This window comes from Virgibacillus necropolis (genome assembly GCF_044793635.1).
GTDB lineage: Bacteria > Bacillota > Bacilli > Bacillales > Amphibacillaceae > Virgibacillus_F > Virgibacillus_F necropolis_A.
This window is the reverse complement of record NZ_CP084992.1, coordinates 1,198,564-1,220,800: the sequence shown is the minus strand read 5'-3', so window position 1 is coordinate 1,220,800 and position 22,237 is coordinate 1,198,564. Positions and strand designations below refer to the sequence as shown.

23 protein-coding genes and 1 riboswitch are annotated in these 22,237 nt (G+C 38.5%); of the genes, 12 read left to right on the top strand and 11 right to left on the bottom strand.

From position 1 onward, the window contains the following. Positions 1-5: 5 nt before the first annotated feature. The 5 genes from LG329_RS06050 to LG329_RS06030 form a co-directional block, all read right to left on the bottom strand. Positions 6-968: a glycosyltransferase family 2 protein gene (locus LG329_RS06050; protein WP_404454663.1), complete on the bottom strand. Its 963-nt coding sequence runs from the start codon at positions 966-968 to the stop codon at positions 6-8. Further along, positions 947-1,981 (bottom strand): dTDP-glucose 4,6-dehydratase, encoded by a 1,035-nt coding sequence (gene rfbB, locus LG329_RS06045; RefSeq protein WP_404454660.1) that lies wholly within the window; start codon positions 1,979-1,981, stop codon positions 947-949. The genes LG329_RS06050 and rfbB overlap by 22 nt, the downstream gene beginning before the upstream one ends. Continuing rightward, entirely contained in the window at positions 1,974-2,906 is a 933-nt protein-coding gene (gene rfbA / locus LG329_RS06040; protein WP_404454657.1) for a glucose-1-phosphate thymidylyltransferase RfbA, read from the bottom strand. Before rfbA ends, rfbB begins: the two co-directional genes overlap by 8 nt. Positions 2,907-3,096: 190 nt before the next feature. Further along, positions 3,097-4,956, bottom strand: a complete 1,860-nt coding sequence (locus tag LG329_RS06035) for an FtsX-like permease family protein (RefSeq protein ID WP_404454654.1) — start codon at positions 4,954-4,956, stop codon at positions 3,097-3,099. A 15-nt stretch (positions 4,957-4,971) separates the two neighbouring features. Next, entirely contained in the window at positions 4,972-5,739 is a 768-nt protein-coding gene (locus LG329_RS06030; RefSeq protein ID WP_404454652.1) for an ABC transporter ATP-binding protein, read from the bottom strand. A gap of 454 nt (positions 5,740-6,193) precedes the next feature. On the opposite strand from LG329_RS06030, the gene LG329_RS06025 reads away from it, so the two are divergent. Next, on the top strand, positions 6,194-7,024 hold the full coding sequence (locus LG329_RS06025) for an MIP/aquaporin family protein (protein WP_404454649.1): 831 nt from the start codon (positions 6,194-6,196) through the stop codon (positions 7,022-7,024). Positions 7,025-7,037: 13 nt separating this feature from the next. Then, positions 7,038-8,531: a glycerol kinase GlpK gene (glpK, locus tag LG329_RS06020; protein WP_404454646.1), complete on the top strand. Its 1,494-nt coding sequence runs from the start codon at positions 7,038-7,040 to the stop codon at positions 8,529-8,531. Positions 8,532-8,945: 414 nt separating this feature from the next. Here glpK and LG329_RS06015 read toward each other — a convergent pair whose 3' ends face one another. Further along, positions 8,946-9,737 carry an HAD family hydrolase gene (locus LG329_RS06015; protein WP_404454643.1) on the bottom strand — a complete coding sequence of 264 codons (792 nt, stop codon included), beginning with the start codon at positions 9,735-9,737 and terminating at the stop codon, positions 8,946-8,948. A gap of 113 nt (positions 9,738-9,850) precedes the next feature. On the opposite strand from LG329_RS06015, the gene LG329_RS06010 reads away from it, so the two are divergent. The 7 genes from LG329_RS06010 to LG329_RS05980 all read left to right on the top strand — a co-directional run bounded on the left by LG329_RS06010 (position 9,851) and on the right by LG329_RS05980 (position 14,940). Beyond that, positions 9,851-10,090, top strand: a complete 240-nt coding sequence (locus LG329_RS06010; protein WP_404454640.1) for a hypothetical protein — start codon at positions 9,851-9,853, stop codon at positions 10,088-10,090. After that, the gene (locus LG329_RS06005) at positions 10,074-10,667 is read left to right on the top strand and encodes a hypothetical protein (protein ID WP_404454637.1); all 594 of its coding nucleotides are present in this window, start codon (positions 10,074-10,076) and stop codon (positions 10,665-10,667) included. Before LG329_RS06010 ends, LG329_RS06005 begins: the two co-directional genes overlap by 17 nt. Before the next feature lie 98 nt (positions 10,668-10,765). Then, positions 10,766-11,944: a pyridoxal phosphate-dependent aminotransferase gene (locus LG329_RS06000; protein ID WP_404454634.1), complete on the top strand. Its 1,179-nt coding sequence runs from the start codon at positions 10,766-10,768 to the stop codon at positions 11,942-11,944. 60 nt (positions 11,945-12,004) lie between these two features. Beyond that, positions 12,005-12,117: riboswitch (SAM riboswitch) on the top strand. Positions 12,118-12,185: 68 nt separating this feature from the next. Further along, positions 12,186-13,199: a methionine ABC transporter ATP-binding protein gene (locus LG329_RS05995; RefSeq protein WP_404454631.1), complete on the top strand. Its 1,014-nt coding sequence runs from the start codon at positions 12,186-12,188 to the stop codon at positions 13,197-13,199. After that, positions 13,189-13,854, top strand: a complete 666-nt coding sequence (locus tag LG329_RS05990) for a methionine ABC transporter permease (protein WP_404454628.1) — start codon at positions 13,189-13,191, stop codon at positions 13,852-13,854. Before LG329_RS05995 ends, LG329_RS05990 begins: the two co-directional genes overlap by 11 nt. An 18-nt stretch (positions 13,855-13,872) precedes the next feature. Further along, a complete protein-coding gene (locus tag LG329_RS05985) occupies positions 13,873-14,694 on the top strand; it encodes a MetQ/NlpA family ABC transporter substrate-binding protein (protein WP_404454626.1) in 822 nt (273 codons plus the stop codon). 51 nt (positions 14,695-14,745) lie between these two features. Beyond that, the gene (locus tag LG329_RS05980) at positions 14,746-14,940 is read left to right on the top strand and encodes a YwbE family protein (RefSeq protein WP_404454623.1); all 195 of its coding nucleotides are present in this window, start codon (positions 14,746-14,748) and stop codon (positions 14,938-14,940) included. A gap of 54 nt (positions 14,941-14,994) precedes the next feature. Here LG329_RS05980 and LG329_RS05975 read toward each other — a convergent pair whose 3' ends face one another. After that, positions 14,995-16,692, bottom strand: a complete 1,698-nt coding sequence (locus tag LG329_RS05975) for a M3 family oligoendopeptidase (RefSeq protein WP_404454620.1) — start codon at positions 16,690-16,692, stop codon at positions 14,995-14,997. 114 nt (positions 16,693-16,806) lie between these two features. Between LG329_RS05975 and LG329_RS05970 the strand changes: the two genes are divergently transcribed. The 3 genes from LG329_RS05970 to LG329_RS05960 all read left to right on the top strand — a co-directional run bounded on the left by LG329_RS05970 (position 16,807) and on the right by LG329_RS05960 (position 18,734). Beyond that, positions 16,807-17,034: a DUF2164 domain-containing protein gene (locus LG329_RS05970; protein ID WP_404454618.1), complete on the top strand. Its 228-nt coding sequence runs from the start codon at positions 16,807-16,809 to the stop codon at positions 17,032-17,034. Positions 17,035-17,378: 344 nt separating this feature from the next. Continuing rightward, on the top strand, positions 17,379-18,503 hold the full coding sequence (locus LG329_RS05965; protein WP_404454616.1) for a glycerate kinase: 1,125 nt from the start codon (positions 17,379-17,381) through the stop codon (positions 18,501-18,503). A 33-nt stretch (positions 18,504-18,536) separates the two neighbouring features. Next, positions 18,537-18,734 (top strand): hypothetical protein, encoded by a 198-nt coding sequence (locus LG329_RS05960; RefSeq protein WP_404454613.1) that lies wholly within the window; start codon positions 18,537-18,539, stop codon positions 18,732-18,734. Between the two features lie 56 nt (positions 18,735-18,790). Here the strand turns inward: LG329_RS05960 and LG329_RS05955 are convergent, their stop codons facing one another. The 4 genes from LG329_RS05955 to LG329_RS05940 all read right to left on the bottom strand — a co-directional run bounded on the left by LG329_RS05955 (position 18,791) and on the right by LG329_RS05940 (position 22,102). Continuing rightward, positions 18,791-19,381, bottom strand: a complete 591-nt coding sequence (locus LG329_RS05955) for a DNA-3-methyladenine glycosylase (protein ID WP_404454610.1) — start codon at positions 19,379-19,381, stop codon at positions 18,791-18,793. Between the two features lie 470 nt (positions 19,382-19,851). After that, complete coding sequence (locus tag LG329_RS05950; protein ID WP_404454607.1) at positions 19,852-20,586, bottom strand: amino acid ABC transporter ATP-binding protein; 735 nt, start codon at positions 20,584-20,586, stop codon at positions 19,852-19,854. Positions 20,587-20,595: 9 nt separating this feature from the next. Continuing rightward, on the bottom strand, positions 20,596-21,294 hold the full coding sequence (locus tag LG329_RS05945; RefSeq protein ID WP_404454604.1) for an amino acid ABC transporter permease: 699 nt from the start codon (positions 21,292-21,294) through the stop codon (positions 20,596-20,598). Further along, a complete protein-coding gene (locus LG329_RS05940; RefSeq protein ID WP_404454602.1) occupies positions 21,281-22,102 on the bottom strand; it encodes an amino acid ABC transporter substrate-binding protein in 822 nt (273 codons plus the stop codon). The genes LG329_RS05945 and LG329_RS05940 overlap by 14 nt, the downstream gene beginning before the upstream one ends. Between the last annotated feature and the right edge of the window lie 135 nt (positions 22,103-22,237).

The following is a 22,237-nucleotide window of genomic DNA, read 5'->3' as shown; positions in this document are numbered from 1 at the left end:
GTTATTCAACTCCGATCATCATCATATTCATGAAATGCTTCTGTTTTTTCTTGAATTAGATAAATTGGCCTTGCTTTTGTTTCATTGAATACTTTTCCAATATACAATCCGAGGATACCAAAGTTAAAAAAGATTAACCCTCCAATAAAGTAGATGGATACCATGACACTGGTCCATCCTGGTACAGGTTGGAATAAGAAAAAGTACCGGAAGAACAAATACAGTCCATAAATAAACGAGGCTAATGAGATTAAGAATCCAAACTGGATAGATAATCGCAGCGGTTTATTAGATTGGGAAATGATGGCGTCCGTTCCGAGTGTAACCAGTTTTTTTATGTTATAGGAGGAGTTCCCTTCTTGTCTTTGGCAATGTTCAACCTGAACATTTGCTGTGTTATACCCCATCCACTTTATAAAAAGAGGGAAGAAGCGGTTTTGCTCGTTCATTTTTCGAAAGCCCTCAATCACTTTTTTAGAACAGATACTGAAATTGGCGACCGTGTGATCAGATGTCCGGTCAGCCAAATAATCGTAAAATTTATAAAAAAGTCTGGATGAGGTTCGTTTGAGCCATTTATCCTGGCGGACTGTTCTATTGCCAAAAACGACATCATAACCTTCTTGTGTTTTTTCGTATAATTTAATTATTTCTTCTGGTCTATCCTGTAAATCGCAGTCCATGACAACAATCCAATCACCAATCGTATGATCAAGGCCAGCAGTAATGGCGTGGTGCTGACCAAAGTTACGCGAGAGGTTGATTCCTTTGATTCTATGATCCTCAGAACATACTTGTTTAATCGTTTCCCAAGCATTGTCAGGGCTAGCATCGTTTATTAAGATAATTTCAAGTTGGGCTGGAATTTTTTCAATGGTGGTTTTCACCCGGTTACATAGCTCTACTAAACATGTTTCGCAGCCGTAAACAGGGATGACCACTGATATTAATGAATGACTTGTTCCCATTGCCTCACATACCATTCTATTGTTTTTTTAAGTCCTGAATCTAAGGTCATTGATGGTTTCCAGCCCAATGTTTGACGTAGTTTTGTATCATCAACGGCATAACGTCTGTCATGTCCTAAGCGATCTTCGGTGAACGTAATCAAATCGTTAAACGATTTGATTGATGCTTTATCTTTAATTTCTGGCACAAGCTGATCCAGAATTTCACATACCTCATGTGCAAGTTCAATGTTTGTTTTTTCATTACCCCCGCCAATATTATAGGTTTCTAGTTTGTTTCCGTGGTGATAGACTTTATCCAAAGCACGACAATGATCTTCTACATACAGCCAATCCCTTATATTATTTCCATCGCCATAGATTGGGATTGATTGGGCGCTTAATGCTTTCGAGATAATGGTTGGAATCAGCTTTTCCGAATGTTGCCGCGGTCCATAGTTATTGGAACTGCTGCATATAACGACATTCATTCCATGCGTGTATCCAAAGCTTTTTACGATCATATTTGCACTTGCTTTGGATGCGCTATAAGGATTCCGCGGATCGTATGGTGTTTCTTCAGAGAATTTACCTTTTTCACCTAGTGATCCATAAACTTCATCCGTTGATATCTGATGGAATCGTCGTTCTGTAAGTAATCCTTTTTTCTCCCATGCATACTTAGCAGCTTGAAGGAGAGTGAAAGTACCGAGAACATTGGATTCTACAAAAGCTTTTGCATCTTCAATTGATCGATCAACATGTGATTCTGCAGCAAAGTGAATGACTCCAGAAATGTTGAAATTGGAAAAAATATCTTTCACCAGGTTCTCGTCTGTTATGTCTCCATTAATGAATTGATAGTTAATTAGATTTTCTACTTCAGATAAATTCTTTTTTGAACCTGCATAAGTGAGTTTATCGATATTGATGAGCTGGGTATTTGGATACTTTTTCATAAAATAAGTGATGAAATTTGATCCGATAAACCCTGCTCCTCCAGTAACTAAAAGGCTTTGCTTTTGATTATTCATTTTCAACCAGTCCTAACACGGGATTTTGGTCAATCGAGTCCCAATATTGTTGGGTATGTTTTCGATTGGCAATTTCCATCAGATATTGTCCGTAATCATTCTTTTCCATTGATTTACCTTTATCATATAGTGCTTCTTTTGATAAATACCCCATGTAAAAGGCGATTTCTTCTAAACATGCGAGTTTAAATCCTTGTCGTTGTTGAATGTTTCTTACAAACTCGGAAGCTTCGTATAAGGATTCATGCGTTCCTGCATCCATCCAGGCAAACCCTCTACCGAGGAGCTGGACTTTTAGTTGATTTCGTTTTAAATATTCTTTGTTAACATCTGTTATTTCTAATTCCCCACGTTCAGAGAAATTGAGTTTCTTTGCTATTTTTATCGCTTGGTTATCATAAATATATAGACCTGTAACGGCAAAATCCGATTTGGGATCTTTAGGTTTTTCTTCTAATGAAACTACTTTTTGATTTTGGTTGAATTCTACTACGCCAAATCTCCTAGGATCCTTAACCCGATAGCCAAATATCGTTGCATAGTCATGGTTTTGGATAGCGTTTCGTAAAATGTTCGTGAAACCTTGACCGTAAAAAATGTTATCACCAAGAATAAGTGTGACATCATCTTTCCCGATGAATTTTTCTCCGATGATCAACGCTTCTGGAATTCCATTTGGATTTACCTGTTCACGGTAGTTAAGAGAAATGCCTAACGATGAACCATCACCTAGTAATTCTTCAAATCTCTGCTTGTCATAATCTGTGCTGATTATCATAATTTCTTTGATTCCAGCTAGCATTAATATAGATAACGGATAATAAATCATTGGTTTATCGTAGACAGCCAGTAGATGTTTATTGATGCTGTTTGTGCTTGGCGCAAGCCGTGAACCGCTCCCACCAGCAAGTATAATCCCTTTCATACTATCGCCTCCGTTATGATAACGCTTCCAACGCTTTATATAAAAAACCTTTTCCTCAATTCTATTCCCTCATTTATAAAAAACTATCTTACAATTCTATTGCATTTTCATTTCATTTGGGATCCGGAATTTGGGCAATGAAAAAAGTAACCGTTCCAAAAAAGGAACGGTTACTCTCTTTAGTTAATATTTATACCTCTTTAGGCAAAACAATCCGTTTGTACATCTGAACAGTTAGCCAATAATATATTCCATAAATTACGATGAATATACTGATTGGAAACCAAATCTTTGTGTATGGTTCAACCAATATAAATGAAAACATTTGCATGCCAACTAATACATGGACTAGTCCGAGTATAGCTGGGAACAAGAATACAAGGAATAACTCCTTATAAATGGATCTGGTTAACAGCGATTTTCTTACGCCTATTTTCCGTAGCATGCTGTAGCGATGTGTGTCTGCGGTAGCGCTTGATAATAGCTTAAACATGAGAACACTTGCCATCATCATTAGAAAGGCTATCCCCAGGAAGAATCCCATGAATATCGTTCCGCTTGCAACACTTTTAAAAATTAAATAATCCGCAAGCTTACTTCCTAATCTTTGCATTTGCATCTCATCCTGTATTCCAGCTAGCTTCTGTTGGCGCTTTTCTATTTCTTTTATTTGCGGAAGTGCATCCGTAAAATCTTCAACCCGCACGTTTAAAACTTTTCTTTCGTTCATTGATAACTTTTGATAGTTTTCTTGATCAAAAATGTAAATGTCGCGTTCTCCAAACATCTGATAACCAGCCCGTAATTCTGTACTTAATGCAGTTATCCACGATTCAGGGATTGAATTCAGTCCTTCAGTCTGTCCCAAAATATATTTATCTTTTGGAAGTGGAATAGATACGCGTTTTGCTTCAGGTAATTCCAATAAATTCGGGTCAAATTGCTTAACTAGTGGAGGATTTTCCAGTAAATCCTTTTTCGAAAAATAAACCCCTTCATCGTCCACCTTATAATGATACGTATTTTTTTTAACGGTTTCCATGTTTTCAACTAACTGCATATCTTTTTCTGTTGGCTGATGAATTGCTACATCATTTGCATGGGCCATCGATGCCTGCAATTCCACATTATTGTAGAATGATAGTCCTGCTGCCATCGCGCCAAGTCCAAGTGCTACAAGCATTGCAACGGTACCAAGAACTTTTGTTAAAGCGTTAATTCGGAATCGCAATTGTGCAAATGTAAAGGAGTTAATCCCTTTTTCATTTAGGCGGCGAATTCCTTTTAGTTTTTTCATTAAAAAAGGTAGCAGCGAGATGAACATTAAATAGGTACCAATTGTAATTGTAATCGCTGCTAAAATTACTCCTAAATGCATGAGCGTGGATACATTGATCATGGCATAATAACCCACACCAATAAGAATGATAGCAAAAATCACACCAATAATAGTCCAGCTGCCTTTAGCTTTTACCCCGTCATGTTTTTGTCCGGCATGGAGGAGGTCTAAAACTGACTTTCTAGCTATCTTCACTGCATTTACGATCGATGTCAGGAGGAATAAAGCTACATAAAAAATTACCGTTGTAACAATAGAGGATAGATAGAAAGCTTGAAATCCCTCTCCTGAAAAGTCTAATTGGTTCATGATTAATGTAGCAATTCCCTGTGCTAGACCAATCCCAATGACTAATCCAATAATCAAAGAAATGATTCCGATAAAAAAGGTTTCAAAAAACATGAGTTGTGTCACTTTATGCTTTTTAGCACCAAGTGTCATGTACATTCCCATTTCCTTTTGTCGCATCGAAAGCATAAAAGAGGTGGCATAAAATATATAAAATAGTGTGATGGCCGCTAAGATAAAGCTACCAACGTGAAAAATAAACATAATAGAAGATATTATTGAATTAGCTTCAAGAAATGCTTCATTTTGTGCAAGTGTCTCAAACATATAAAAAATGGATATGGATATCGTTAGTCCAAACAACAGGACTAAATAGTCTTTAAACATTTTTCGCATACTCGATAATGATAATTTTAGTAACATGTCATAGTCTCCTTTCTATTCCATTTCGTGTGGAGAAGCGAATTCAGCAAGCACATGTAGAATCTCCTGATGAAATTCACTTCTGTTTCCAGCGCGATTGATTTCTTTATATAACAATCCATCCTGAATGAATAATATGCGGTCACAATAACTTGCGCTAAGTGGGTCGTGTGTAACTAACATGATAGATACATCATGATTGGTATTAAGATGAACCATTGCTTTCATCAAATCTTTGGCATTTTTAGAATCAAGTGCTCCGGTAGGCTCATCTGCTAAAATAATAGCAGGCTCATGCACCAAAGCTCGTGCTGCAGCCGCACGTTGTTTTTGCCCTCCTGAAACGGTGGCAGGATACTTATCCAGGATTGCTTGAATGCCCAGTTTTTCCGCGACCTTTATCACGCTTGGCTTAATTTTTTTTGAAGAGACGCCTTGCAGAGATAATGGAAGTGCAATATTTTCATAGATGGTTAGGTTCTCTAATAAATTGAAGTCTTGAAAAATAAAACCTAATTGCTCGGATCGGAAGTCAGCTAATTGTCCCTGCTTCATTGTTGTAATATCAGTTCCAGCGATTTCTATTGTGCCACCTGTCGGTTTATCCAACGTGGAAACAACATTTAATAAGGTTGTTTTACCAGCACCGGATGGCCCCATAATTCCCACAAATTCTCCTGCTTGTATATCAAATGAAACACCATCTAATGCCTGAAACTGGTTTTCATTTTTCTTACCAAAAGTTTTACGAACGTTTTTAACGTTTACAACTGCGTTACTCATTTTTTATTACCTCCAATTAATTTATCTGTAGCTAGTTTATCTGGTTTTGGTGAAATCTCCTATGTGTTTTCCTTACGAGAAGCTTACAGTTTTGTAAGGTATTTTGGATAGCTATTATAAATTCAATGGCACACACTATTTTTTCAATTACGAAAATAAAGTTATTGACAGCGTTTTCACTTTAGGATAGAGTATATGTACAAGTTAATTTTCGTGGTTGAGATTTGGAGACCCACACTACAAATAGCACCTTCTTATGGGAAGTATGCTTATTTAAGTGTGGGTCTTTTTGTTTTGATTATGTCTGGTACCCGTTTTTTAGGCCAAGCCATTGCGGTAAAAACCTTTTGCTGAGACCGGTTTAAGCTGTCTGAATGTTCATGGTTTTAAGCGTTGCCAACGAAAATTTCCTGACAGAATGATAGATCTATAACTTTAAATGAGGAGTGGTAGTATGTCTGAGTTTCTAGCGGAATTGATAGGTACGATGATACTTATTATTTTCGGGGCAGGTGTTGTCGGTGGAGTAGTTTTAAAGAAGTCGAAAGCGGAGGATTCTGGTTGGGTAGTTATTACGATTGGATGGGGTCTCGCAGTTGCAATGGGGGTTTATGCGGTTGGTAGTTTTACAGGTGCCCATATCAACCCGGCAGTTACGCTTGGGTTCGCTGCAGCGGGTGAGTTCCCTTGGGCAAAAGTTCCGATGTATATTAGCGCACAGATCCTTGGTGCAATCATTGGTGGGGTAATTGTTTTCTTAAATTACTTGCCACATTGGAAGGAAACGAAAGATCAAGCAGCAAAGCTAGGCGTTTTTGCTACGGATCCTGCCATCAATAGTCCTTTTTCAAATTTAGTTAGTGAGATTATTGGTACATTCGTCCTTGTAATGGGTCTTATGTTTATCGGTGCAAATGAATTTACAGAGGGTCTAAATCCATTAATTGTTGGTGCATTAATCATTGCAATTGGAATGTCCCTTGGTGGCGCGACTGGCTATGCAATTAACCCAGCGCGTGACCTTGGTCCAAGGATTGCACATGCTATTCTTCCAATCCCGGGTAAAGGTGGATCTAATTGGAAGTATGCCTGGGTTCCTATAGTTGGTCCTGCTCTCGGTGGTATTTATGGAGCCTTGTTTTATCAAGCAATATTCACTGCTGAGTATTCAGCGGCTTTCTGGGTGCTTAGTGTAATTATGGCTGTAATAGTAGTTGGCGCAGCAAGTTCCGAGCTTAAGAAGAACGAAACTGTTGCTGATCAAGTTGAAAAAAAAATTAGTTAAAGGAGAGGTTAAAATGGGTAATCAATTTATTTTATCATTAGACCAAGGTACAACAAGTTCACGGGCAATTCTATTTAACCATGATGGGGAAATCGTGGAAACGGCGCAAAAAGAATTTGAGCAATTTTTTCCAAAGCCTGGTTGGGTCGAACATGATGCGAATGAAATATGGACATCTGTTCTTGCATGTATAGCAGAGGTATTGCGTAAAGCTGATGTAGAACCAAGTCAAGTTGCTGGAATTGGTATTACGAATCAACGTGAAACAACAGTGGTATGGGATAAAAATACTGGAAAGCCAATTTATAAGGCAATTGTATGGCAATCACGCCAAACCGAAGATATTTGTAAAGAATTGAGAGAAAAGGACTATAATGAGTTATTCAGAAGTAAGACTGGTTTATTATTAGATCCCTATTTCTCAGGTACAAAGGTAAAATGGATCCTTGATAATGTGGAGGGTGCAAGGGAAAAAGCAGATAATGGTGAGCTGTTATTTGGAACGATGGATACTTGGATCGTTCACAAACTGACTGGTGGAAAAACACATATTACAGATTACTCCAATGCGTCCAGAACGCTAATGTTTAATATTTACGATTTACAATGGGATGATGAACTGCTTGATATTTTAGGTGTACCAAAATCCATGCTTCCGGAAGTCAAGCAGTCTTCGGAGATATACGGCAAAACCGTAGATTACCATTTCTTCGGTCATGAAGTTCCGATTGCTGGTATAGCGGGTGACCAGCAAGCAGCATTGTTTGGTCAGGCATGTTTTGAAAAAGGTATGGCAAAAAACACGTATGGAACAGGTTGCTTCATGTTAATGAACACAGGTGAAAAAGGTGTGGTATCAGAAAACGGATTGCTGACAACTCTAGCGTGGGGTGTTGATGGGAAAGTAGAATATGCGTTAGAAGGAAGTATTTTTGTAGCGGGATCCGCAATTCAATGGCTGCGCGACGGGTTGAAAATTATTGATAATGCTCCAGAGACGGAAGATCTTGCTTTAAAGGTTGATTCTACAGATGGTGTATATTTAGTACCTGCTTTTGTTGGATTAGGTACACCTTATTGGGACAGTGATGCGCGTGGTGCAGTATTTGGACTAACTCGTGGAACAACGAAGGAACATTTTATTCGTGCAACTCTTGAGTCACTTGCCTATCAAACAAAAGATGTGTTGGATGCGATGATTGCTGATTCAGCAATTGATTTAAAAACATTGCGCGTTGATGGTGGTGCAGTTAAAAATAATTTCCTTATGCAATTCCAAAGCGACATTTTAAGTGTGCCTGTTGAGCGTCCTGTCGTGCAAGAAACAACAGCACTTGGAGCGGCATATTTGGCAGGACTTGCTGTTGGATATTGGGAAAGTAAAGAAGAAATTGCGAAACAGTGGAAAAATGAACGTACCTTTAAGAATGAACTAGAAGTGGAAAAAAGTAATGAACTTTATGATGGTTGGAAGAAAGCAGTTGAGGCAACAAGAGTATTTAAATAAATTCGGTTGAAAAAGAAGTTAAAAAGAGATCAAGGTCCTCTGTTTGGAGGACCTTGATCTCTTTTCAGTTTGCGCTCTTTTCGTAAGCATTGTTGCTTTTCATCTTCATAGTTGATATATATTGCGACGTAACTGCTGGTTGATTTCCACTGCGGACCGTTGCTTTCCGCGGGCACGGCTTCAGCCTCCTCGCGGAAGACCACCGCTGCGGGGTCTTCAGACTCGTGCTGTTCCCGCAGGAGTCAACGGTCCTCCGCTCCAATCAACTGCAACAATAGTAAAAGGAGCTATATAGTACTGCTTCCAGGCACCATGTTAGCGTAGTGTATTTCCGGAGCGGTACGCTATGTTGCAGTTTATATCTATTCTTTCAAGAGCAACAATCTTTACGAAAACAGCCATGAAGTACTACCACTATTTCACAAGTCCAAGCCGATTTAATCCATTAAAAATCCCTGAATCAGATACGGTCGTTGTTCGGTTTTTAGCATAGGCAAATAAGTCAGGATGGGCGTTTCCCATGGCAAAGCCTTCTCCGACCGTTGTAAGCATTTCTTTGTCGTTCATACCGTCACCAAAAGCGATGGCGCCTTCACTTGTTCGGTTGAAATTCTTGAGAACGGTCTTTATGGCTTCACCTTTATTGACGTTTTTTCGAATGACATCATAGCAATTATTGATTCCATTAACATTTACCGGTGACAAATATAAATTATCATCAGTAGAGTAGAGTGGAAAATCTTTATCATCGATATTAATTAATGTCATACTAAGTATTTCATGTTTGATATCCAACTCTGGTTTAAGTTGTTCGTTCTCTTTTAGGTGAAATGTGTTAATAAAATTTTTAGTTGCATCTGATGTAAGGGCTGTATAGTAATTTTTTTCGCTTGTATATACGACGATATCATGTTGGTTGTTGTACGCTGTTTCCAAAAAGTGTTCAGCTGTACGTGAATCCATAGGTTCATCAACAATCGTATTATTTTGGTAGGTGGCAAATGCGCCGTTATAGCCAATAAAGGAATTAACTTTTAATTCATCTGCTAATCCATAAATTTCATGAAGCGGTCGACCTGTTGCAAGAAAAACATCGATGCCCTGTTCTTTAACCTGTTGAATGGCTTCTTTTGTAGTGTCCATAATGGTGTGATCGGGTCGTAAAATGGTGCCATCTATGTCTAAAAATAATGTATGGTATGTCATGTAGATCTCCTTTTTTCTTGTTTATGTAGTAATTTTATCATAAGAGTTAACTTTTAACATGAATGAGGATATACTGATAGTAACTATTAGTAAAGGGCGAGGTGGTATTGAACATGCGTGTTATTAGAATTTCTCAGATAAATAATAATATCCAATCCAATCGCAAGAAAGTTAATGCGAAATTATATGCTGAACGTGCAAGCGCACCTCGTATTAAAAGAAACAGGCCTCGCTCTGAAGATGAAAAACGGGCTTTAACGCAAATTACGAAGGCAAGTGTGGAGCGTGCAAAACGAGAAGGTAAGATGAAAATGATTGGAAAAAGGAAGATGTATTATGATGCATCTGAATGAATTGAAGCAGGAATTTAAGAAGTTAACTCACTTATCCAAACATAAAAGAATGTTAGAATTGTGTGCTCTATTAACAGATTATTTTCAAGAAAACGAAATGAAACCAGTTGTGGTAGGTGGACTATCCGTAGAAATATATACAAGAAATAATTACACAACACAAGATATAGATATCATAACTGATGGTAGAGAACAATTTGATAAATTATTGACGAGGGAATTAGGCTTTATAAAGGAAGGACGCAGCTGGTACAACAAGGAATTAGAGCTTTCCATAGAGATACCTGATAATTATTTGGATGGTAGTTATGATAAAGTGATAAGCATGCAACTAGAGAGTGGGCGAAATATCTTTGTAATTGGAATTGAGGATATAATCATACACCGTTTAGAATCAGCAATGATTTCTCATAAAGAAAATCCGGAGTGGTCTGATGATTATGATTGGGCAAAACGAATGTTCGAGATTCATAAGTTTGATCGTGACCTAATCGATTTGGATTACCTACAGCATGCTTCCTCTGATATAGATGTAATAAAGATTGTAAAAAATTGGATGGACGAAAACGACGTTTAACTGGATGTTTTTCTAGTTAAATGTCGTTTTTTCTTCTTTACAAAAGGTAAATCCAAGTCTATTATTAGTAACAATTATCAAAATGGGGAGTGAGATGTGTGCGAAGGTTTGAGCAATCTGAAACATTGAAGCGACTGCCTGAGCAGTTTTTTGCGAAGCTTGTGAAGAAAGTACAGCATCTTCAAAGTGCGGGTCATGATGTTATAAATTTGGGCCAGGGTAATCCTGACTTGCCTACACCGGAACATATTGTGGAGGCTTTGCAAGGTGCTGCTGAAGACCCAATCAACCATAAATATTCACCTTTCCAAGGCTTTGGCTATGCGAAAAAAGCGATGGCTGATTTTTACCAAAGAGAATACGGGGTGGAAGTAGATCCCGAAACTGAAGTTGCGATTATGTTTGGCGCAAAAAGCGGACTTGTTGAGCTTAGTCAATGCTTGTTAAATCCTGGTGATTTGGCTTTACTACCAGACCCTGGATATCCCGATTATATGTCAGGGATTGCATTGGCTGATGCCAAAACAGAAATGATGCCGCTGCTTGCCGAAAATGATTTTTTGCCCGATTATGATGGGATTTCTGTGGATGCGTTGGAACAGGCAAAGTTACTGTTTTTAAACTATCCAAACAACCCGACATCTGCGACTGCTACAAAAGATTTTTTTGACGAAACGGTGGCGATTGCAAAAAAACATAACTTCTGCGTTTTACATGATTTCGCGTATGGAGCAATCGGGTTTGATGGAATAAAACCTCAAAGCTTCCTTCAGTCAGAAGGAGCAAAGGATATCGGAATTGAAATGTATACGCTATCGAAGACCTACAATATGGCGGGATGGCGTGTGGCTTTTGCGGTAGGAAATAAATCTGTCGTCGAGAGTATAAATCTAATCCAGGATCATATGCATGTAAGTTTGTTCGGTGGGGTTCAGGCAGCAGCGGCAAGTGCATTGAACGGAGACCAAAATGCTGTGCAACAATTACTAAAAACCTATGAAAGTCGGCGTAATTGTTTCATAGAAAAGCTGAATGAAATTGGCTGGAAGGTCGATTCACCAAAGGGGACATTTTTTGCATGGCTACCAATCCCTGAAGGTTATACTTCAGAAGAATTTGCAGATATATTACTAGAAAAAGCACATGTTGTAACAGCACCTGGAAATGGCTTCGGAGCTGCCGGCGAAGGTTATGTGCGCGTAGGTTTGTTAGCCGACGAGAAGCGACTAGCAGAAGCTGCAAATAGAATTGGTAAATTAAATCTTTTCAGAAAATAGTTATTGACAAATGCTGAAAACGGCTATATGATAAGTCTTAATTATTTATAAAAATTACATATCTTATCCAGAGTGACGGAGGGGACAGGCCCATTGATGTCACAGCAACCTTCCGTTTTCGGAGTGGTGCTTCTTCCTGCAGAATGAAAGTTTACCATTCTGAGAGATAAGGATTGAATACACAATCAACCCCTCTTTCATTATGGAAGAGGGGTTTTTGTACGGGAAAGGGGGATGGACGATGATTGAACTTCAGGAGATTGAAAAGATTTATCAAGCGAAACGTGAGAAAGTAATCGGCGTCGATCGTGTGTCCCTGCATGTGAACAAGGGGGAAATATACGGGATTGTTGGATATAGTGGTGCTGGGAAAAGTACATTGCTCCGTTGTATGAATATTTTGGAACGACCAACATCAGGAACCGTCCTCGTCGATGGAGTAAATTTACTAACATTGTCACCGAAAGCGTTGCGGACAGCGAGACAATCAATTGGCATGATTTTTCAGGGGTTTTATTTGGTTGCATCCAAAACGGTGTTTGAAAATGTAGCATTTGCGTTAAAGGCTGCTGGACTTAGTAAGGATGCCAGAAAAGATAGGGTAGTAGAGTTATTGGACCTAGTTGGCCTTTCTGACAAGATCGATCATTATCCAGCACAGTTAAGCGGCGGACAGAAACAACGGGTCAGTATTGCAAGGGCACTTGCGAACAACCCGAAAGTACTGTTGTGTGATGAGGCTACGTCTGCGCTTGATCCAAGCACAACGAAATCAATACTAGCATTATTGAAAAAGATCAATATCGAGCTTGGTATTACGATTGCAGTCATTACTCACGAGATGGAGGTTGTTAAAGAAATCTGTCACCGCTGTGCTGTAATGCAAGATGGTCGGATCGTTGAAGAAGGTGCTGTTTATGATATTTTTTCCAACCCAAAAGAGGAATTGACGAAAAACTTTATACAAACGGTATTACAGTTTTCTTTACCTGAAAAGTTGTTAGCCAGTTGTAAGGGGACATTGGTAAAACTACAATTTCGAGGGAAGTTGGCGGAAGAGGCAATTGTCTCAGATATGCTGCAGCGTTTCCACGTTAAAGGGAATATTTTACATGGGAAAGTGGAATACATTCAGGATGCACCACTTGGAATATTTATCATGGAAATAAATGGTGACCAGAATGAAGTTGAAAGGGCAATTACTTATTTAGAGGAACGCGTAAAACAAGTGGAGGTGATTCAATTTGGATCTTAGTCGATTGATTAATATTTTACCAGAATTGAATGTAGCATTCTTCCAAACGCTTTATATGGTCGGGATAGCACTATTGATTGCTGTTGTTATCGGGCTTCCATTAGGGATTTTATTGTATGTTACAGATCGGGGATTATTTTTGGAAAATAAAGTGGTGAAAAGCTTCGCCGGAGTGGTGACAAACCTTATTCGCTCGATACCATTTATCATTTTACTCGTTTTCTTATTACCTTTTACGAACTACATATTAGGTACGACCATTGGGCCAACAGCTGCTGCAGTACCATTATCTGTCGCAGCAATTCCATTCTTTGCAAGAATTGTTGAGTCATCAGCACGTGAGATTGATAAAGGGGTGATTGAAGCGGCGGTTTCTGTTGGGGCGTCCCCGTGGATGATCATTAAAGATATTATTCTACCAGAGGCTAAGCCTGGAATTATTAGCGGATTAACGATTACAACGATTAGTTTAATAGGTTATTCAGCGATGGCAGGAACCATTGGGGGTGGTGGTATCGGTGATTTAGCTATTCGATACGGTTACTATCGCTATGATGACATGGTGATGTACACAACTGTAATTGTCCTGATTGTGTTGGTGCAAGTCATTCAGTACACTGGTGATTTTATTGCAAAAGCAGTTAATAAACGATAATAGAGGAGGAATTTTAGGATGAAAAAGTGTTTAGGATTAATTTTTACATTATTAATTGTATTGGTGCTTGCAGCTTGTGGATCAAGCGAGGCTTCTAGTGATTCAGGGGATAAAAAGACGATAACGTTTGGTGCGACGGTTGGGCCGTACAGTAACATGGTAACAAAAGCTCTGAAGCCACTACTTGAGGAAAAAGGATATACAGTGAAAAATGTGGAGTTTAGTGACTACATTCAACCGAACAAGGCGCTCGACAATGGTGATTTAGACGCAAATTTATTTCAACATAAAATTTACTATGAAGCATTTGAGAAAGAACATGACATGGATTTATCTGAAATAAAAGTTGTACCTACTGCTCCAATGGGTGTTTATTCAACTAAATATGATTCACTAGAGGACATTGAGGACGGGAGTACGTTAACAATTGCGAATGATCCAACGAACCTTGCTCGTACACTGATTATGCTGCAGGATGCTGGGCTAATTACGATAAAGGATGATATTGATCCATTACGTGCGGATGTTGATGATGTGGTGGAAAATTCGAAAAACCTTAAATTTCAACAGGTAGAAGCAGGGCAATTACCACGAACAGTTGAAAGTGAAGATTTAGCTGCGGTACCAGGAAATTATGCACTAGCTGCTGGACTAGATCTATTGAATGCATTAGTGCTGGAAAACATGCCTGATGATTACCGTAATAGAGTGGTTGTTAATACAGCAGATTTGGATACCAAATGGGCTAAGGATATCAAAGAAGTGATTGAATCTCCGGAGTTTGAAAAAATTATCGATGAAGAGTTCAAAGGGTTTGGCAAGCCCGAGTGGATGAAGTAAGTCGAACTCATGTATAATAGGGGTAGTTTTTAATAAAGGAGATCGTTTCGTATGACAGTAGATGGAAGATATCGAGACCAGGTAAAGCCTGGGCTTGAAGTGGATATTGTATTAAAAAAAGACCAACGTACAGGTCAGTTGACCCATGGTATTGTAAAAGATTTGTTAACAAAATCATCATTTCACCCACATGGAATTAAGGTACGCCTTGCGGATGGGCAAGTTGGCCGTGTAAGTGATAGATAGGAAATGAAATGAATTAACCGCTAACCTCTGATGAAGGGGGTAGCGGTTGTTTTCTTATAAAGTCTTGTCATCTACGGAATCGAGCCATTTTTCAATGGTGTCTACTACAGATTCAACGCAGCCTTCTTTAAATGGAGAACGTAAATTTGCTGCTTCCACAAGGCCAAGGAATGATTTTTTGCCACCTAACTGACAAAGTTTAATATAGTCATTCCATGCATCTTTGTGATCCTTTTGTGCGCGCTCCCAGAATTGGAAAGCACAAATTTGTGCAAGCGTGTAGTCAATATAATAGAATGGCACATCATAAATGTGACCTTGGCGCTGCCAGAACCTGCCCGATTCTAAATATTCATTACCATCATAGTCCCGGTGTGGCAGATAGGTTTCTTCTAACCTTTTCCAGGCTTGGTTACGTTCATTTGGAGTCCATTCCGGATTCTCGTAAACGAGGTGCTGGAACTCATCGACAGCGACACCATATGGCAGGAATTGTAAGCCGTCCGCTAAATGTGCATATTTATATTTTTCCGTATCGTCCTGGAAAAATAATTCCATCCATGGCCATGTGAAAAATTCCATACTCATCGAGTGAATTTCTGCTGATTCATATGTTGGCATTAAGTATTCAGGGATTCCGATATTTCGGCTTTGATAAAACTGAAATCCATGACCTGCTTCATGTGTCAGGACATCAATATCACCTGACGTGCCATTGAAGTTCGCAAAAATAAATGGTGATTCATAGTCTTCAATAAATGTACAGTATCCACCAGCTTCTTTACCTTTTTTCGCTTCTAAATCCATCAACTTTCGGTCTAACATGAAGTGGAAGAATTCATTCGTTTCGGGTGACAATTCTTCGTACATTTTCTTCCCATTCTCAATAATCCATTCGGGTGTACCTTTTGGTTTTGCATTACCAGTTTTAAATTTGAATGACTCATCATAGCTTTTTAATGAATCAACACCAATTCGTTCGGCCTGTTTTTCGTAAAGCTTGGTTACAAGAGGAACAATTGAATCACGTACTTGTTTACGGAAATTAGATACCATGTCTGCATCATAATCAATACGAAGCATGCGAATATAACCTAATTCTACAAAGTTTTTATAGCCAAGTGTAGTTGCAATTTCGTGTCGCGTTTTTACAAGTTGATCGTAAATGTCATCAAATTTATCTGCATGTTGGGCAAAAAATCCTGAACTTGCTTTAACCGCTTTTTTTCGTGTTTCGCGGTTTTGGTCCTGTGCATAAGGTCCAAGCTGTGCCAGGGTTAATGTCTCACCTTGGAACTCAACCTCAGCAGAAGCAACGAGCTTTGAATACTCTGATGCTAGCTTGTTTTCTTTTTGAAGTAACTTTATTACTTTTTGATCAAACGACTTAATTTCAAAATCAGCAATTTGAAATAGCTGATCACCCCATTGCTTTTCCAATTTTTCACGGTAAGGAGATTTAACCAATTCCGTGTAAAAATTTGTATTAAGTGACTTAAATTCCGGCTCTATGTCATCGAAGAAATCGCGTTCCTTTTGATAAAATTCATCGTTTGTATCAATGGATGCACGGATATAAACAAGGTTAGAAAGCGTTGATAGTCGATTACGAAATGCATTTATTTCGTCAATTGCTTTGTTGGCTTCTTCAATTGATGAAGCGTTTTTAAATGTGTTTAGTAAGCCTGCGAACGCACTTTTCTCAATTTCCAGATTTGGGCGTTCGTACTTATAGTTTTCAAATGTCTGCATAAGTACCCTCCTCGTATACGTAATTAGTTCGACAAAAAGTGAGAAATTCCTTCTTTTAAATTAGTGATTATTGTTATACTGGTAGTAAATATTTATATCGAAAAGGAGATTCCAATGAAACCAAAATTTGAGATAACAAAAGAACAAAAGGATGAAATGGCTGGCTTGATTAAAGGATATTTTGAAAAAGAGCGTGGTGAAGATATCGGGAATTTGGCTTCACTATTGATTTTGGATTTTTTCATAGAGGACCTTGCACCCCTGTTTTATAATATAGGGATAGAGGACTGTCATGCATACATGACGAGTAAACTGGATGATATCTTTGAAATTCAAAAGTAACATAGTTATAAAGCCTAAATAAGTAGTGTGGTTTACAAATCATCGCGTGTGGGTAATTTATAAATAAGTTAGGTTACACGAATGAAAGGATGATTGACATGCTACGCACAATTCTAATGATTATAGGTGCTATTGTTGTAATTGGTTGGATATTTTCATTACTATAGAGTACTACTTTTAATAAATAAACATGAAAACCACCTACTTTAAAAGGTGGTTTTTAATTGACAAAAATAAGAACATGTGTTTTGTTTAATAGTACTGATAATTGGAAAAAGTCATAGATGAATTTTAAGTGTAGAAAATACAGGAATCGATACCTGTAAAAGGGGAGTATCATACTAATGAAAAATATTGTAATCGCACCAGATTCGTTTAAGGATAGTTTGACTGCATTACAAGCAGCTGAAATTATGCAACGTGCTGTTTTGGACATTGCACCTGATTGTGATGTAATCGTAAAGCCAATGGCAGATGGAGGGGAAGGGTCTTTAGACGCTTTGTTAGCTTCTGACGGGAAGCGAATTCCAATAAGCTGCACCGGGCCATTAGGTAAAAAGATTAATACATATTATGGGATTACAAACGACAAGACTGCAATTATTGAATTCGCGAATATTGCTGGAATTGTACAAGTTCCAAAAGAGCAGCGTGATCCTGATTTTACAACATCAATTGGGGTTGGCGAGGTAATGCTTGATGCGCTTGAAAAAGGATGTACATCTTTTATCCTTGGAGTGGGAGGTAGTGCGACAAATGATGGCGGCTTAGGGATGCTTCAAGCCTTAGGAATGAAGGCATGGGATGAAAATGGTGATGAAGTAGGGGGTTTTGGTCGTGACCTTCTGGCGGTCCATAAAGTGAGTTTGGCTGAAATGGATGAAAGATTGCGTTCAGTCGAAATCAAAGTGGCCTGTGATGTCGATAATCCATTATGTGGGGTTAGGGGAGCAAGTGTAATCTATGGTCCGCAAAAAGGAGCATCTAGTGAACAGGTAAGGAAGTATGACGAAGCACTCGACAACTTCGCAACACTAATTGAAACAGTTATGCAACATTCATATAGAAATGTTGCAGGCGCCGGAGCGGCCGGCGGAATTGGTTTTGCTTTGTTAACGATTGGTGCACACTTGGTTTCCGGTGCCAAGTTGATTGCTGATACAGCTAATATAGAAAAATCGATTAAGCATGCCAACCTGGTTGTAACCGGTGAAGGACAAAGTGATGAGCAGACACTTTATGGAAAGGCTCCTGGCTACATTGCTATGCTTGCCCAGAATTATGGTGTACCTGTTGTATTGATTTCAGGAAGTCTGGCAGGGGATTTGAATGTTCTACGTGCACAATTTGCGGGGTGTTTTTCTATTATTAATCAGCCGTTATCACTTGAATCCTGTATCAAGAACAGCGAGGAATTGCTTTTTGAACAGACAAAATCTGTAATCCACTTCATGAAGTCTTTTAACTGATTTTTGTTATGATGAAATAAGGAGGGAATAGTAATGGTTATAAAAAATGGAGCTACATTAAGTAAGGACTATTTCCAATCTTATTTTAAATTGCGAATGAATTCTTTTGATTGCTCACTTGATGAAGCAAGGGATCAAACGTATGACGAATTTTTCAGGGAAAATACAGAGCGGTTTGGGAAGAGTACCTATGTGAACTTCATAGAGGCTTATGAGGAAATGAAGTATTGATGTAGCTTGTGTTATAAACGTTAGGTGAGGCGAATCTTAAATGAGAACCTCACCTTTTATCTTGATATAAATTTATTTTCTTTCACCCAATACCTCCAAGGATAATGAACAGCTTCTCCGGAATTGTGTATGCCAATTCGAGGACCGGATGCAATAAGTTTGGGATCTACTTTTTGCCCTTCAGCAATCCATAGTGGCGATTGATCAAGCGGATGACCATAATCAGACATGGTGATACCAAGCGCTTTTGTTAATTTTCCTGGGCCATTTGTCCATTGGAATAGATTTTTAGCCTTTGGTCTTCTTTCCGCCATTAATTCCTGGCCATCAAAAGGTTCTACTGCTCTAACTAAAATTGCTTCTGGATAACCCGATCCACCACTCACAACGTTAAAAAGGCAATGTGTGTGCATGGAATATGTATACGTGATACCAGGTTCGCCAAACATAATTTCGGTACGTTTTGTACGTCGATTTCCAAAGCTATGGGCAGCCCGGTCGTTGGGTCCCATGTACGCTTCTGTTTCCACAATAATTCCTGATGCAGTGCCAACTGGTGTTTCCTTGATAAGCAGGCAACCAAGTAGAGACTTCGCAAGATCAAGTGTGGACTGGAGATAAAATTCTTTTTCAAGTGGTATATACATGCGCAGCTCCTTTTGTTAATTTTTTTTAGTATAACATATGCTATTTTTTACACTTAAGGTATAGAATAAACTTCACAAGTTATTCTAACACGTAAAGAGTATAGATGTTTTGAGGATAATTGCCTATTCAAAACAACGTGTTAACTGGAATTGGCGGACATACGATCCGCTATTTCTATTAAAACAGTGTTTATGAGGAGCTATGCGGACATACGATCCACTATTTAACATATATCACAGTAAAAAAGGGTATTCATTCCAAATAGGGAACCTGGTGACCGTTTAACACTGCAATATTGATTGTTTTCTATAAATAAGGTCTTTGGTGTCCGCAAAAATAATTTCAGGTATCCCTTTATTCAAGGTCTTTCTGCTACTATACCAAAAAAAAGACCATCAAATTTGCCGAATTGATGGTCTTTTAAATGTTTGTGATAGGTAACGGAACCTGCTAACAAAAATGTCAGCCTTTATTGCAACTTGTTCAAGAATTGTTTCGTTCTATCCTGTTGTGGGTTTTCAAAAATATCATTAGGTTTTCCGCGTTCGACAATCACACCATTATCCATAAATAACACTTCATCTGCCGCTTCTTTCGCAAACTTCATTTCATGACTAACAACAACCATTGTCATACCTTCTTCAGCCAAGTCTTTCATTACCTTTAACACTTCGCCTACTAGCTCTGGATCTAATGCAGATGTAGGTTCATCGAATAATATAAGTTTAGGGTCCATCGCTAGTGCGCGTGCGATTCCGACACGTTGCTGTTGTCCACCTGATAGTTGATAGGGATAAACGTCAATTTTTTCAGCAAGTCCCACTTTGGTCAAAAGCTCTTGTGCGATTTTACGTGCATCACTTTTTTTAACTTTTTTAACGGTAATGAGTCCCTCCATCACATTTTCTGCAGCTGTGAAATGGGGAAACAGATTATGGGTTTGGAATACCATTCCTGTTTGTTTTCGTAACTCACGGATTTCTTTTTTTCTAGGAGCAGTATTAAAATCTACTTCTTGTTTGTTGATTTTTATCGTCCCTTTGTTTGGTGTTTCCAATGCATTTAAGCAACGAAGAAAAGTTGTTTTTCCTGACCCGGAAGGCCCAATCATGACAATAACTTTTCCTTTTTCAATGTTCAAATCAATTCCTTTTAGTACTTCAAGTTCACCGAATTGAATGTGTAAATCAGTAACAGATAACATGGTAACCTCCTATTTTGCTATATAACGATCTAATTTTCGTTCGATTCGTCCTTGGGCAAAGGAAAGTATCATACATATTACCCAATAAATCAGTGCAGCTTCTGAATAGACAAGCAGAAATTCATAGTTCATTGCAGCGATTTCCTGTGCTTTCCGAAACATTTCAGCAACGATTATCGTTGAGGCTAAGGATGTATCCTTTACCAGACTAATAAACGAGTTTGATAACGGTGGTATGGAAACGCGTGTTGCCTGTGGCAAAATGATCCGACGTAATGCCTGTGAATATGTCATACTGATCGAAAACCCAGCTTCCCATTGACCTTTTGGAATTGATAATAACGCAGCACGGATGATTTCTGAGCCATATGCTCCGACACTTAAAGAAAAGCCTATTATTGCAGCAGTAAAGGAATCGATTGTAACTCCTATACTTGGTAGACCGAAAAATATGATAAATAATTGCACAAGCAAAGGCGTTCCACGCAAGATGGAGACATAAAAACGTGCAATCCACTGTAATGGCTTAATTCCTGATAACCGAGCAAGTGCAGTTAGTACAGCAAGAATAAGTCCAATAACAAATGTGATTAAGGCTAGTGGAATAGTATAGGTTAAAGCTCCCTGGATTAATGGCCAAAGGGAGCTTACAAAAATGTCTATTCTCTCCTGCGTTTCAGGACTTGTAAAAATATTACTTAGATACATCTTCGCCAAACCATTTTTTAGAAATTTCTAGATATGTGCCATCTTCCTTCATTTCAGCTAGTGCTTTATTGATAGCCTTAATCAATTTTTCACTATCTTCACGGAAGGCAAATGCGGTTTGTGATGCATCATCCTCACGGTCTACAATTTTAATTGGTGCATCTTTTTGTGTGTTTAAAAAGTCCAACACGGATAACCGGTCATTGATTGTTGCTTCAACACGTTTCGATGCGATAAGCTGCATCGCTTCTTTGAAACCTTCGACAGATGTTACATCAGCACCGTATTCTTTAGCGATATCAGAATAGTTACTTGTCAATGATTGTGCAGCTGAAATGCCCTTGACGTCTTCAAAGCTTTTAATTTCCTTGTTGTCTTTATGTGTTACAAGTACTGCAGATGACAGAGTGTATGGTTCTGAGAACTCATATTTTTCCTTACGTTCTGGCGTGATACCAACCTGGTTTGCAATCGTATCAAATCGTCCGGAGTTTAATCCTGCAAACATAGAATCCCACTTCGTTTCTTTAAAAACAGCTTTTACGCCAATGCGATTGGCAACTTCGCGAGCGATTTCCACGTCAAATCCAGTAAGTTCGCCTTCATCGTTATGGAAAGTATATGGTGGATAAGTACCTTCTGTTCCGATTAGAATTTTGCCTTTATCTTGAATGCTTTCGAATAAACCTTTATTATCCGAATCTGAACCACTATCCCCGTTACTTGCATTCTCTTCATTTGAGCCACATGCAGCAAGTAGTAGGATAAAACCTAGTGCCACAAACGAAAGTAAAAACCTTTTTGTCATGATAAATTCCTCCTCTATTTCAATTCCAAGTATTTTTATATGGATTAATGCCTTTAACATAATAATTTATCGGGTATGAATAGTCAAGAGATGAAGCCTAAGTTTTTCTAATACTATGCATCTATAGGATGTTTT

What these genes read in the sequence shown, in the direction of transcription:
- LG329_RS05945 (WP_404454604.1), bottom strand. Translation starts at nt 21,294, where the DNA reads ATGTATCTAAGTAATATTTTTACAAGTCCTGAAACGCAGGAGAGAATA.
- LG329_RS06050 (WP_404454663.1), bottom strand. Translation starts at nt 968, where the DNA reads ATGGGAACAAGTCATTCATTAATATCAGTGGTCATCCCTGTTTACGGC.
- rfbA (WP_404454657.1), bottom strand. Translation starts at nt 2,906, where the DNA reads ATGAAAGGGATTATACTTGCTGGTGGGAGCGGTTCACGGCTTGCGCCA.
- LG329_RS06015 (WP_404454643.1), bottom strand. Translation starts at nt 9,737, where the DNA reads ATGACATACCATACATTATTTTTAGACATAGATGGCACCATTTTACGA.
- glpK (WP_404454646.1), top strand. Translation starts at nt 7,038, where the DNA reads ATGGGTAATCAATTTATTTTATCATTAGACCAAGGTACAACAAGTTCA.
- rfbB (WP_404454660.1), bottom strand. Translation starts at nt 1,981, where the DNA reads ATGAATAATCAAAAGCAAAGCCTTTTAGTTACTGGAGGAGCAGGGTTT.
- LG329_RS06030 (WP_404454652.1), bottom strand. Translation starts at nt 5,739, where the DNA reads ATGAGTAACGCAGTTGTAAACGTTAAAAACGTTCGTAAAACTTTTGGT.
- LG329_RS05995 (WP_404454631.1), top strand. Translation starts at nt 12,186, where the DNA reads ATGATTGAACTTCAGGAGATTGAAAAGATTTATCAAGCGAAACGTGAG.
- LG329_RS06025 (WP_404454649.1), top strand. Translation starts at nt 6,194, where the DNA reads ATGTCTGAGTTTCTAGCGGAATTGATAGGTACGATGATACTTATTATT.
- LG329_RS05940 (WP_404454602.1), bottom strand. Translation starts at nt 22,102, where the DNA reads ATGACAAAAAGGTTTTTACTTTCGTTTGTGGCACTAGGTTTTATCCTA.
- LG329_RS05955 (WP_404454610.1), bottom strand. Translation starts at nt 19,381, where the DNA reads ATGTATATACCACTTGAAAAAGAATTTTATCTCCAGTCCACACTTGAT.
- LG329_RS05980 (WP_404454623.1), top strand. Translation starts at nt 14,746, where the DNA reads ATGACAGTAGATGGAAGATATCGAGACCAGGTAAAGCCTGGGCTTGAA.
- LG329_RS05965 (WP_404454616.1), top strand. Translation starts at nt 17,379, where the DNA reads ATGAAAAATATTGTAATCGCACCAGATTCGTTTAAGGATAGTTTGACT.
- LG329_RS05985 (WP_404454626.1), top strand. Translation starts at nt 13,873, where the DNA reads ATGAAAAAGTGTTTAGGATTAATTTTTACATTATTAATTGTATTGGTG.
- LG329_RS05950 (WP_404454607.1), bottom strand. Translation starts at nt 20,586, where the DNA reads ATGTTATCTGTTACTGATTTACACATTCAATTCGGTGAACTTGAAGTA.
- LG329_RS05970 (WP_404454618.1), top strand. Translation starts at nt 16,807, where the DNA reads ATGAAACCAAAATTTGAGATAACAAAAGAACAAAAGGATGAAATGGCT.
- LG329_RS05975 (WP_404454620.1), bottom strand. Translation starts at nt 16,692, where the DNA reads ATGCAGACATTTGAAAACTATAAGTACGAACGCCCAAATCTGGAAATT.
- LG329_RS06035 (WP_404454654.1), bottom strand. Translation starts at nt 4,956, where the DNA reads ATGTTACTAAAATTATCATTATCGAGTATGCGAAAAATGTTTAAAGAC.
- LG329_RS05960 (WP_404454613.1), top strand. Translation starts at nt 18,537, where the DNA reads ATGGTTATAAAAAATGGAGCTACATTAAGTAAGGACTATTTCCAATCT.
- LG329_RS06010 (WP_404454640.1), top strand. Translation starts at nt 9,851, where the DNA reads ATGCGTGTTATTAGAATTTCTCAGATAAATAATAATATCCAATCCAAT.
- LG329_RS06005 (WP_404454637.1), top strand. Translation starts at nt 10,074, where the DNA reads ATGATGCATCTGAATGAATTGAAGCAGGAATTTAAGAAGTTAACTCAC.